General features: G+C 26.7%; 10 protein-coding genes. All 10 read left to right on the top strand.

The window, feature by feature from the left end:
- The first annotated feature begins 1,385 nt into the window (after nt 1-1,385).
- The 10 genes from OC698_RS01885 to lpdA all read left to right on the top strand — a co-directional run bounded on the left by OC698_RS01885 (nt 1,386) and on the right by lpdA (nt 10,935).
- Nucleotides 1,386-2,171: a YitT family protein gene (locus tag OC698_RS01885; protein ID WP_304513037.1), complete on the top strand. Its 786-nt coding sequence runs from the start codon at nt 1,386-1,388 to the stop codon at nt 2,169-2,171.
- A gap of 263 nt (nt 2,172-2,434) precedes the next feature.
- The gene (pyk, locus tag OC698_RS01880) at nt 2,435-3,772 is read left to right on the top strand and encodes a pyruvate kinase (RefSeq protein ID WP_304513036.1); all 1,338 of its coding nucleotides are present in this window, start codon (nt 2,435-2,437) and stop codon (nt 3,770-3,772) included.
- 141 nt (nt 3,773-3,913) lie between these two features.
- Nucleotides 3,914-4,972 carry a pyruvate dehydrogenase (acetyl-transferring) E1 component subunit alpha gene (pdhA, locus tag OC698_RS01875; protein WP_304513038.1) on the top strand — a complete coding sequence of 353 codons (1,059 nt, stop codon included), beginning with the start codon at nt 3,914-3,916 and terminating at the stop codon, nt 4,970-4,972.
- A gap of 4 nt (nt 4,973-4,976) precedes the next feature.
- Entirely contained in the window at nt 4,977-5,963 is a 987-nt protein-coding gene (locus tag OC698_RS01870) for an alpha-ketoacid dehydrogenase subunit beta (protein ID WP_304513035.1), read from the top strand.
- Nucleotides 5,964-6,077: 114 nt separating this feature from the next.
- Nucleotides 6,078-6,338, top strand: a complete 261-nt coding sequence (locus tag OC698_RS01865; protein ID WP_304513034.1) for a biotin/lipoyl-containing protein — start codon at nt 6,078-6,080, stop codon at nt 6,336-6,338.
- 31 nt (nt 6,339-6,369) lie between these two features.
- Nucleotides 6,370-7,119 carry a dihydrolipoamide acetyltransferase family protein gene (locus OC698_RS01860; RefSeq protein WP_304513033.1) on the top strand — a complete coding sequence of 250 codons (750 nt, stop codon included), beginning with the start codon at nt 6,370-6,372 and terminating at the stop codon, nt 7,117-7,119.
- Between the two features lie 622 nt (nt 7,120-7,741).
- The gene (locus tag OC698_RS01855) at nt 7,742-7,960 is read left to right on the top strand and encodes a reverse transcriptase domain-containing protein (RefSeq protein ID WP_304513032.1); all 219 of its coding nucleotides are present in this window, start codon (nt 7,742-7,744) and stop codon (nt 7,958-7,960) included.
- Nucleotides 7,961-8,616: 656 nt separating this feature from the next.
- A complete protein-coding gene (locus OC698_RS01850) occupies nt 8,617-8,931 on the top strand; it encodes a group II intron reverse transcriptase/maturase (RefSeq protein ID WP_304513031.1) in 315 nt (104 codons plus the stop codon).
- Nucleotides 8,876-9,199: a hypothetical protein gene (locus tag OC698_RS01845; RefSeq protein ID WP_304513030.1), complete on the top strand. Its 324-nt coding sequence runs from the start codon at nt 8,876-8,878 to the stop codon at nt 9,197-9,199. The genes OC698_RS01850 and OC698_RS01845 overlap by 56 nt, the downstream gene beginning before the upstream one ends.
- A gap of 350 nt (nt 9,200-9,549) precedes the next feature.
- Nucleotides 9,550-10,935, top strand: coding sequence for a dihydrolipoyl dehydrogenase (gene lpdA, locus OC698_RS01840; protein ID WP_304513029.1), 1,386 nt, complete (start codon nt 9,550-9,552; stop codon nt 10,933-10,935).
- Nucleotides 10,936-11,316 lie beyond the last annotated feature (381 nt).

The raw sequence follows: 11,316 nt of genomic DNA, 5'->3' as shown, positions 1-11,316 counted from the left end.
TTTTTATTTCTTTAAAAAACAAAACAATATCCAACTAAGAAAGTTTATTTATTAATGATTGGCAGTTTATTAATTTTAAGAATTAGTGTGAATATTTGATAATTATAAATATAAAAAATATTTTAAACATTATTTAAAATATATTAAATTAAAAAATTTCATGAAAAGAATTTTAAGTTCTGAAAAATTATTTAATATTTTTTTAATATCTTAAATTTGCATTTTTCTTGTTTTTAAGTTACGATAAAAAAGTAGTATTTCAATTAATATAGAATTTTTCCATTTTTAATATGTGTGCCAAAGAGGCCTAAATTTACTGCTATTTAACCAATAGCCAAAGCCGATAAACCCTGAAAGGAGATGATCGGTCTGACAAACAAAAGAATTTCAGATTATAGCAGATCATAAAAGCGGATTGCGACGAAAGCAAATTAGTCAAAAAGATCCCGCCACCGAATAACTCCACGGAGAAGCCTGCAATGGCCTAAGAAGGAAAATTGATGTAATCAAACCTATCCTGGAAGTTGCTTAAATGGAAAGTTCAGAAGCTACTAATATAAGGATATAGTATTGAGTAGTTTATCAGATAAAACCTGGAATCAGTCTCGCTAAAGAGGATACTTCACCTAAGGAATTAAGGTCGAAATTTAGCGTAACTTGGAGAATCCTAAAACTAAGTAATTAAGTTTACTAATCCGGAAATAAAACCCCGGACGGTCAAGGACAAAGAATCTTCTTAGTAGTCGTAAGCGTAATACCTAAATTTGATATAATTTAGTTAATCGGCTTACCGAGAAGAGAGAGTTAATCACTCTTATAGGGCGAAAGAAGAAAGTAATTTAATTAGGGAAATCGGTGTTTTGCTTGGAAATTTACTTGCACTTTTTGGACGGAGGCTGATTGTAGATAAAACAGCAAATATAAATTGCTGAATAAAACGCAATTAATCTATCCGTATTTTTATATTATTTTTTAAATTAATTTTGTTTCGATTATGATGTGATTAATTTTTTAGATTTATATTTTTTTATTTTTTTAAGAATATGTGTTTTCGTTTTTACTTTATTAATTTGATTAATTTATCTTATTATCATTGGATTGTATATAATATATCTTCTGGTTATTATTTTATATAATTTTATATATAAAAAATAGGGACATATATGCAATTATTTGTATTTATTTTAGGTTATTCATGCTTTTTAGTGACTAATATGTTGAAATATTAGTCACTTTTATATTTATTTATTGTTTTTTTATGAATCGATCCAAAAAAACACGCCATTTATTTATGTTTTAATTATTTTTAATTTTAAAATATTAAAAATTTTCTCGAACAAAATATTAATTTATAGACAAGAAAGGTAGGTCTGGAATATTTTTAAATGAAGAAAAATAGTAAATTTATACAAATTATTATTTCATTAATTTTTATTTTGATTATGTTATTTTTATCTTTTTTTTATAAATTAATGTTAAATGATATTTTTTCTCTCTATTTATTTTCGATTTTGAAAATTATATTAGGTTTATTATTGTTAATTTTTAGTATTTATTTTTTTATTTTAGCTGAAGACTTTATAGTAGGCGGATTGGAAAGTAATTTGCTTTTTTTAGACAAAGTTTTTTTGTATAATCGCTTGACTAAAAAACAAAATTATTTTTTTAGTAATTCCTTAGGCATTATCGTTTCTCGCTTAATTATTATGTTGTTTTTTGGTTTTTGGTTACCTAATACTTGCTTTTTTCTCATAACTACTATTTTTTTTAATTTAATTTTTACTTGGTCTATTAAATTTTTATCTAAAAATTCTGTTGATAAGAGTTTTTTCATTAATTTATTACCAGTTTTTATTAAGAAAAATAACTTATTAAAGCTTTTAGTTATTTCTTTAATTATAAGTTTTTGTATAGGAATTGGTTGTGGTTTAATTTTTTCTAGTGGCTCTTCTACTGGCGGAACTGACATTATATTTTTACTATTAAAACAAAAATTTAATTTGAATTTACATTATATTTTATTTTTTGCGGATGGAATTATTATATTAATTTCTTTTTTGATAGATTTATTCCGTTATCAAAATATGAGAAATTTTATTATTACTAAATATTTTTTTTCTTTTTTTATTTTAATATTTGTTGTTAATTTAATTTCTTTATTCACAGGATAAATTAACTTATATTAAATCTAAAAATATAATAATTTAGGAATTTTGATTTTGGATATTTTTTTGATAAATAATTTTTATAGAATTATTAAAATATGTTAATTTTATAGATTTGCAAATAATAAAAAAAGATTTATAATATAGTAGTAATTTTAATTTTTTATTGAATTATTAATCATGATCGGTTTTTAAACGTAAAAATATTTTTTAATTTTAGATTAATTTTTAAAGTAAATTTAAAAAAGCAAAGTGGGATATGATTATTTATGAATAAAACAAAGATTATTTGCACTTTAGGGCCTTCCTGTTATTCTGAAACAATTTTGAAAAAGATGATTTTTAATGGTTTAAGTGTTGCTAGATTTAATTTTTCTCATGCTGATTATGATGTTAGTAAAAAAATAATTTCTATTATTAGAACTATTAATCAAGAATTAAATAAGTATGTAGCATTAATGTTAGATACTAAAGGTCCTGAAATTAGAACTCATAATTTTGATGGTAATGTTTTAATAAATAAAGATTCTTTGGTGAGAATTTCTTCAAAAGAAGTTTTGGGTAATAGTAAAATTTTTTCTGTAACTTATCCGAATTTTTATAATGAATTACATATAGGTGATTTTATTAATATTGATGATGGTTATTTATCTTTGCAAGTGATTGAAAAGGATGATTCGACAAAAGAGTTAATCACAAAAGCCCAAAATACTCATTTAGTTAAATCTCGAAGAGGTGTTAATGTTCCTGGTGTTAAGTTAAATATTCCTTTTTTGTCGGAAAAAGATAAAAAAGATATTTTGTTCGCTATTGAACAAAATTATGATTATATCGCGGCTTCTTTTGTCCGAAATGCTCAAGATATACAAGATATTAAAGATCTTTTGGAATCGAATAAATGTGATAATCTTAAAATTATTGCTAAAATAGAAAATCAAGAAGGTATAGATCATATAGATGAAATTTTAGCTATTTCAGATGGTATTATGGTTGCTAGAGGTGATTTGGGAATCGAAATTGATGGCACTTTAGTTCCTTTATATCAAAGCGAAATTATTGATAAATGTCTTCAGAAAGGTAAACTGGTAATTGTAGCTACTCAAATGTTAGAATCTATGCAAAAAAACCCCCGCCCTACTAAAGCCGAAATTTCAGATGTTTTCAATGCGGTTCGAGAGGGCACAAGTGCTACTATGTTATCTGGCGAAAGTGCCTCAGGAAATTATCCTTTAGAATCTGTTCAATATATGTATAATATTAATAAAAGTGCGGAAAAATTTTTAGATTATGATGTTTTTTTGAATTATTATGAACCTAAAATTTGGAGGGAAAAATTTTTATTAGGTGCAATTGAATTAGCTAACATTACAAATGCTAAAGCTATTTTAGTCAATAATTTTTCAGATGCTTGTATTATTTCTAAGTTTCATTCTGCTTTTCCAATATTAGCTGTAGTTGCAAATCTTAAAGAAGCATCTTGGTTATCTTTGTATTTTGGTGTTATACCGATTTTAAACTCCGATGAATTGAATGACAAAATGATTGATTATCAAATAGAAACCAATCAACTAATTGAAGTGAATGTATCTCAAATTTTGATTAAATAATTTGAGTTTTTTTATGATTTTATTTAAATTAATTTAAGTTAAATAATTTAATATTTATTATTATTTAGAAAGTTAAATAAAGGAGTTATAATTTTGTTTAAAAAGATAGATGATTTTTTATATAATGTAGAACAAAAACCTATGTTTCAAGTTTTAGACGAAAAAGGTTTTGTAATTAATCCTGAATTTGAACCTAATTTATCAAATGAAGAATTATTGAAAATGTATGAATTTATGGTTTTTACTAGAGAAACAGATACAGCAGCCTTTCAATATCAGCGTCAAGGACGTATGCTTTCTTATGTGTTAAACACAGGTCATGAAGCTTGTCAGATAGGTCTTGCTGCAGCTTGTGCAGATAATGATTGGATTTCTCCTTATTTTCGTGATTTAGGAATGTTTTTATATCGTGGCGTTTCTGTAGAAAATATTTTGCTTTATTGGTATGGTAATGAAAGAGGTTCAGCTATAGATTCTCGAAAACGTATTTTGCCTGTTAATATTATTATTGGTAGTTCTATAAATATAGGTGCTGGATTAGCTTTAGCTAGTAAATTAGATAATAAAAAGGATGTTACAGTAGCAACTATTGGAGATGGCGGTACTGCGAGTGAAGAATTTGGGGCAGGTTTGAATTATGCAGCGGTTTTTCAAGTTCCTTTGGTAGTAGCTATTCAAAATAATCAATATGCTATTTCTACCCCTAGAAAAGTAGCTTGTTATGCTGAAAGTTTAGCTCAAAAAGCTATTGCTTTTGGTATACCTGGTATAAGAGTTGATGGTAATGATATTTTAGCTGTTTATACCGCTTCCAAACATTTTATTGAATCTGCTAGAAACGGCAATGGCCCTTCTTTGTTGGAATTATATACATATCGTTTATTAGGGCATACTACCAACGACAATCCTTCTTTATATCGTTCTAAAGTTGAAGAAGAAGAATGGTTTAAAAAAGAACCTATTTTAAGATTTCAAAAATATTTAATGAATAAAAATATTTTAACAGATGATTTGATTAATAAAATTAAAAATGATGTTATCGAGAAAATCAAAGAAGCTCATAAATCTATTTTAACTTACGCTAATATAGTAGAACCAAGAGAGGTTTTCGAACATACTTATGAAAATATGACTTCTCAATTAAAAAATCAGTTACACGATTATGAATTATTTTTAAAATCAACAGAAGAAGGGAAATAAAATTATGGCTTTTATAAAAATGAATATGTTAGAAGCTATTAATCATACTTTAGATTATGCGTTAGAGAATATTCCGAAAGTTATTTTGTTTGGAGAAGATGTTGAAAATTTAGGTGGCGTTTTTAGAGTTCTTAAAGGTTTATATAATAAATACGGGAGGTCAAAAGTTTTTAATACTCCTATTTCAGAATCTAGTATTTTAGGTAGTGGTATCGGATTAGCTTTAGCTGGTTTTCGTCCTATAGCAGAAATACAATTTGAAGGTTTTATTTTTCCAGCTTTACAAGATTTATTTTGTCATGCTGTGAGATTACGTAATCGTACTCGTGGAAATTTTACAGTTCCAATGGTAATTCGAACTACAATACAAGGTAATATTAAAGCTTTAGAACATCATTCTGAATCTATCGAAGGTATGTTAGCTTCTTTTCCAGGATTACATGTAGTAGTCCCATCTAATCCTATCGATGCTAAAGGATTATTGATATCTGCTATAAAATGTAATGATCCTGTGATTTTTTTAGAACCAAAAGTTTTATATCGTGCTCGTAGAGAAGAAGTGCCTGTAGAACCTTATGAAATAGAAATTGGTAAAGCTCGAGTAGTTAAAGAAGGTTCTGATGTTACTATAGTAGGATGGTCATCTGCTATTCCTGTGATTTTAAATGCTATTGAATCTTTGCAAAAAGATAATATTTCTGTTGAATTAATTGATTTAAGAAGTATTACTCCTATAGATCAAGAAACTATTGTTCAATCTGTGAAAAAAACTGGTAGGATAGTAGTAGCTCATGAAGCTACTAAAACTTATGGTCCGGCAGGAGAAATAATTACTTTAGTAAATGAATATGCTTTTGATGCTTTAAAAACTGCTCCTGTACGTATTACAGGCCACGATATTATAACTCCTTTAGCTAGAGGAGAATATCATCAAGTTTTAAATCCTACTAAAATTATTTATTATATTAGAAAAATGTTTGATAAGTTATAAAAAATGAGTTTATATTTTAAATATTATAAGCATTCTAGTATTTCGGATTATAAATAAAATAATAATTGTTTTTTTATTGTACACAAAATCAAAAAAGAAGTAGGTTTAATTGTTATGAAACATAAACAAAAGTATGAATTTAAATTTCATGATTTAGGTGAAGGTTTACATGAGGGAACTATAACCAAATGTCTTTGTAAAGTTGGAGATAAAGTAAAAGAAGGTCAAGGATTATTTGAAATTGAAAATGACAAGTTATCTGATACATTACTTTCTCCTGTAGATGGCGTTATTTTAGAAATAAAATGTTCTCCTTTAGATCAAGTAGAATTGGATCAAGTTTTAGCGGTTATAGAAATAGATAACGAAAAATAAACATATTTATAAATTTAAATAATACAAGGGGATGAAATATATGTCAGATGTAGATAAAAAAAATAATAAATTTCAAGATGTTGATAGAGTAGAAGTTCAAAAAATTTCTAATTTACGTAAAGCTATATCAAAACAAATGTCTATTTCTAAAGCTATTATTCCAGATGTTACTTTAATGGAAGAATTTAATATGAATAATGTTGTCGATTTAAGAGCTGAATTAAAATCTAAAAATTCAACATCAAATATAAAACTAACTTATTTAGCTTTTGTTTCAAAAGCTTTAGTTCAATTATTAAAACAATTTCCTATTTTTAATTCTACTTTTGACGATCAAAAAGAAGAAATTATAATTAAAAAATATATTAATTTAGGTATAGCTGTAGATACTGATGATGGTTTAATGGTACCTAATATTAAAGATGCTGATAATTTAAATATTTGGAAAATTGCAGAATCTATTCAAAATTTATCTCAACGTACTCGAGATAAAAAATTAGTTTATAAAGATATTAATGATGGAACTTTTACTTTAAGTAATTGGGGAACATTTGGGGTTTCTTATGGAACTCCTGTTATTTATTTTCCTCAAGTAGCTATTTTAGGTATGGGTGTAATGAAGTTAAAACCTGTTGTTTTGGAAGACGGTAATATTGGAAAAGCCTACATGTTACCTTTGTCTTTAAGTTTTGATCATCGTATTATAGATGGCGGTATAGCATCTAGATTTTTAAGTTCTTTTAAAGATTTATTTAATAATCCATCGGTTTTGATTGAATAATTATAAAAATATTTTATCGAAAATATTATCGTTTATTTGATGAATTTTATATAAAGTTATAATTATGATTTTGATTTATAATCTATAAAAATATACTATTAGTATTTGTTGTGAGATTAATAAGGTAGCTTTAAAAGAAATAAATGTTGTTTTATCTCATTAAGAACTAGAGTGATAAAGAACATTTTCTCAAAGGAAACAAGAAATAATGACAAAAGTGGTTCGTGATGGAAGTAGTTAGTCAAGATGATTTTGTTACCAAATGATTCTTGGGATAATCCTAAGAAAGATAAGAAGATGTAATAAATTTAATGGCATCAAGAAAGGAGTTGATAAATTATGTCAACGAAGGTTTCACCAGAAACTAAACTTTCACGAACATTGAATAAAATTCAATATTGTTCATCAAACGGTTACTCTTAAAAAGAGAACTCCAGAAAGGAATGAATAATTTCTATAATACGTTAACAGCATTCAATAGACACTAACAAAGGAGCGGGTGCCCCCGGAATTGACAATAAAACCATCAATGGAAATAATTTAGAGAAACTAAAAAGATACCATCTGGAATACGTCAACAACGGTTACAACCCGAAACCGGTCAAAAGAATCCTTATTCCCGATGATAATAAAAAAAACCAGATCCTTGGGCTTACCCGCCATCAAAGGTCGGTTGATACAGAAATGTCTCGAACAACTCCTAACTCCTTATTTCGAAAATATCTTCTCGGAATGGAACTTTGGATTTAGAACCAAAAAATCTTGTCATGACATCATTAAACGTGTCAAACAAAGATTTAAAGGAATTGATTATATTGTCAAAATTGATTTAAAAGGCTAATTTGATGCGATCAATTACGAGATTATCATGAGAACCTTAAATTAGTTCATTAGAAAGAATAAAATCCTTTCAACCATTTACAAATGGCTGAAAGCCGGTTCCATAGAAGATAGTATCAAATACAAATCCTTATCCGGTTCTCCCTAAGGAGGGATTGTTTCCCCCTTGTTGGCCAATGTATACTTACATTACATTGACTTAAAAATGTGATAGCTAATTAAAGAGGGAAAGCTAATTAGGAAGAGAGTAACCCAGAATACTGGAAAGCATGGCTTAAAAACCAACACCACAAACTGGAGATCGATTGTCTTATCAACCTAAACCCGAAACCAAGAGTTGAATATATCTGCTATGCTGATGATTTTATCATTGGCGTTAAAGGTGAATATGACCAAGCTGAAAGAATTAAAAACCAAGTAACTCGATAGCTATCATAGGATTTAAAACTTACCATCAGCACAAACAACAAATTAAAAATTATCAAAGCCAACAAAAGAACTAGGTTTCTATTCTACATGATAAAGGTAAACCCCACTAATAAAACTCGCAAAGAGAAAGCCGCAAAGAATTCCTTAAATGGCAAGGTTTAAATACAAATTTCCAAATCGAAAGCTGAAGAATATGGAGTAGAATACAATTGGTTAAGGAATAGGAAGGTGAAACACGACAAAACATTAGCAGATAGAGACGAATTAGAAATAATCCAGACCTATAAAATAATTGTTAGAGAAATTATCCAATACTTTTGTTTAGCTAACAATCTCGGTGTTTTAACCCATCTAAATTATCTAGCTGAAGATAGCTGTTTGAAGACATTGGTAAGAAAACGGAAAATTTCAATTGCCAGAACTTGGAAGAAACTTAAGATAGGTTCAACTTGGGATATTTCTTATATTAATAAAAGGAAAACTCAATATGAACCATGGGTCATCTATTCTTGGGATGAAATCAAAAAAAATGCGCAACTATAAGAAAAATCTCGATGTTACCAACAAATACATATTCCAAGGTTGTACGAATCTAACTGACCGTCTAAAGGCGAAACGTTGTGAGAATTGCGACAAAGCAACCCAACTCCAAATTTATCATATTGGGAAAATTCGCAAAGCAAATCACCAAAGGATTATGAATAAAAGAATAAAGGTATTGCGTAAAGTTTGTCATCGGAAGATAATCAACCAACAAATACATGATATCAGAAAAATAAGAACAATAAGAATAGCTGTAAGGCAAAATTAGTTCTCGGAAGAGAGTAAATTAGGGAAAGCGGTGTGCTTGGAAACTTGTTTGTCCGGTTTGAACGGGGGGGCTGATTTTAATATTTGATGGTAAACAAATCTTATTAAAGAAACGCAAATAATCTATTCGTATTTGTTAATAAACTTATTAATTTTCTATTAATGATATTTTTATAAATTTATAATTTTACAAGAATTTAAAAAGAATATTTGAATATTTATTAGTGACTAATTTCTAATAATAAATGTTAAAAAAAATTAATGTTTTAAATTTTATTTTTATTATATTATTTTGTTTTAAATTTATTTAATTAAAAAATATTTCAATTGTAAAGCGGGTTTTTTAATGATATGCAACAAATATATGATATTTTAGTTATAGGTGGCGGTCCAGGAGGTTATGTTGCAGCTATCAAAGCTGCTCAGTTAGGTGCCAAAGTGGCTTTAATTGAGAAACATAAAATAGGTGGCGTTTGTTTAAATTATGGTTGTATACCTACAAAAGCTTTTTTAAAAAGTGCTAAAGTTTGGGATTTATGCAAAAATGCTAGTCAATTCGGATTAAATAATATAGAAAATATTTCTTTTGATTGGAAATCTGTATTACAACGTAAAGATAAAATTGTGAAAACTTTGACTAATGGAATAGCTTTTCTTTTGAAAAAAAATAAATCAATTGATTTTTATTTTGGTTCAGCAGAAGTTGTAAATGCTTATCAAGTTGTTGTGAATAATCAAATTTTAAAAACTAAAAAACTTATTATAGCTACCGGTTCTCATGCTTTTATACCTCCTATACCAGGAGCTAAAGAATCTTATTTAGATAAATATTTATATACCAGTAAAGAATTAGTACAATTAGAAACCTTTCCTAAAAAAATAATTATCATAGGTGGAGGGATAATAGGTGTTGAATTTGCTACTATTTTTAATAAATTCGGATCTGAAGTGATCATTTTAGAAAAACAAAAATCTATTATTAGTTCAATGGATAACGATATTATAATTGCTTATACTAAAAATCTTAAAAATGCCAATATCAATGTTATGACAGAAACTAATGTAATTAAGATTGATAAAAATACTGTTTATTACCAATATCAACAAAATTTATGCCAAGAAACAGCAGATATTATTTTGATGGCTGTCGGAACAAAACCTAATTTAATAGGTTTAGATAAATTAAATTTAACTATGGATAGAAATGGTATTTTGACTGATAATTTTTTACAAACTTCTATATCTGATGTATATGCTATTGGAGATGTTAATGGTAAATATATGTTAGCTCATGTTGCAAGTCATGAAGGTATTATAGCTGCACATCATGCTTTAAATTTAAAAGATCAAATTAATCCTATTAATTATGATCATGTTCCTTCATGTATTTATAGTTTTCCTGAAATAGCTTCTATTGGTTGCACAGAACAACAAGCCAAAGAACGTAATTTAAATTATAAAATTTCTAAAATGCCTGTTCAAGCAATAGGTAAAGCTCATGCTGATGGTGATTTGGAAGGTTTTGCAAAATTAATTGTTGATAAAAATACACTTCAAATTTTAGGTATGCATATTTATGCTTATAATGCTACAGAATTAATTACCGAAATCGGAGCTTTAATGCATTTTAATGGTACAGCGTATAACGCCACAGAAATAATTCATCCTCATCCAACTTTATCAGAATTAAATTTAGAAACTTTTTTAGGAGCCGTGGATAAACCTATTCATTTGTAAAGAAAAATATTTTATTTATCTTATAAAAAAATTAAGTTTTTATGAGAAAAATATTATTTAAGTTTGAATTAAATAAAAATTTTTATATGATTATATAATAGAATATTTTTGGTAAAAAGGGGGGGATTAATAGATTATAATCCTCCCTTTTATATTAGTAATTTTTAATTGTAAATATATATTTTTTGAGTTATGTTACCAAAAATTCCTAAATATTAAATAATCTCGCCAATCACTAGTACTGATAAAAAATAAACGGCGATTGTTATAAAAATGTTTTTATTTATAAATACAATAAACAAAATCAAAAAGTTTACAAAATATATAAAGAACTTATCAAACCTAATAAAAATATATTTAGTTTTTTCAAACCAGAAAAAC

Origin of the sequence: Candidatus Phytoplasma gossypii (assembly GCF_030586975.1) — a bacterium.
In the GTDB taxonomy this organism is placed as follows: Bacteria; Bacillota_I; Bacilli_A; order Acholeplasmatales; family Acholeplasmataceae; genus Phytoplasma; species Phytoplasma citri.
The sequence above is the reverse complement of the archived record's forward strand: the minus strand, read 5'-3'. Positions and strand labels throughout refer to the sequence as shown.

Bases quoted from the DNA above. Each gene is read 5' to 3' on its own strand.
- OC698_RS01860 (WP_304513033.1), top strand. From the start codon at position 6,370: ATGAAATATATGTCAGATGTAGATAAAAAAAATAATAAATTTCAAGAT.
- OC698_RS01855 (WP_304513032.1), top strand. From the start codon at position 7,742: ATGATAATAAAAAAAACCAGATCCTTGGGCTTACCCGCCATCAAAGGT.
- OC698_RS01885 (WP_304513037.1), top strand. From the start codon at position 1,386: ATGAAGAAAAATAGTAAATTTATACAAATTATTATTTCATTAATTTTT.
- OC698_RS01845 (WP_304513030.1), top strand. From the start codon at position 8,876: ATGAACCATGGGTCATCTATTCTTGGGATGAAATCAAAAAAAATGCGC.
- pdhA (WP_304513038.1), top strand. From the start codon at position 3,914: ATGTTTCAAGTTTTAGACGAAAAAGGTTTTGTAATTAATCCTGAATTT.
- OC698_RS01865 (WP_304513034.1), top strand. From the start codon at position 6,078: ATGAAACATAAACAAAAGTATGAATTTAAATTTCATGATTTAGGTGAA.
- lpdA (WP_304513029.1), top strand. From the start codon at position 9,550: ATGCAACAAATATATGATATTTTAGTTATAGGTGGCGGTCCAGGAGGT.
- OC698_RS01870 (WP_304513035.1), top strand. From the start codon at position 4,977: ATGGCTTTTATAAAAATGAATATGTTAGAAGCTATTAATCATACTTTA.
- pyk (WP_304513036.1), top strand. From the start codon at position 2,435: ATGAATAAAACAAAGATTATTTGCACTTTAGGGCCTTCCTGTTATTCT.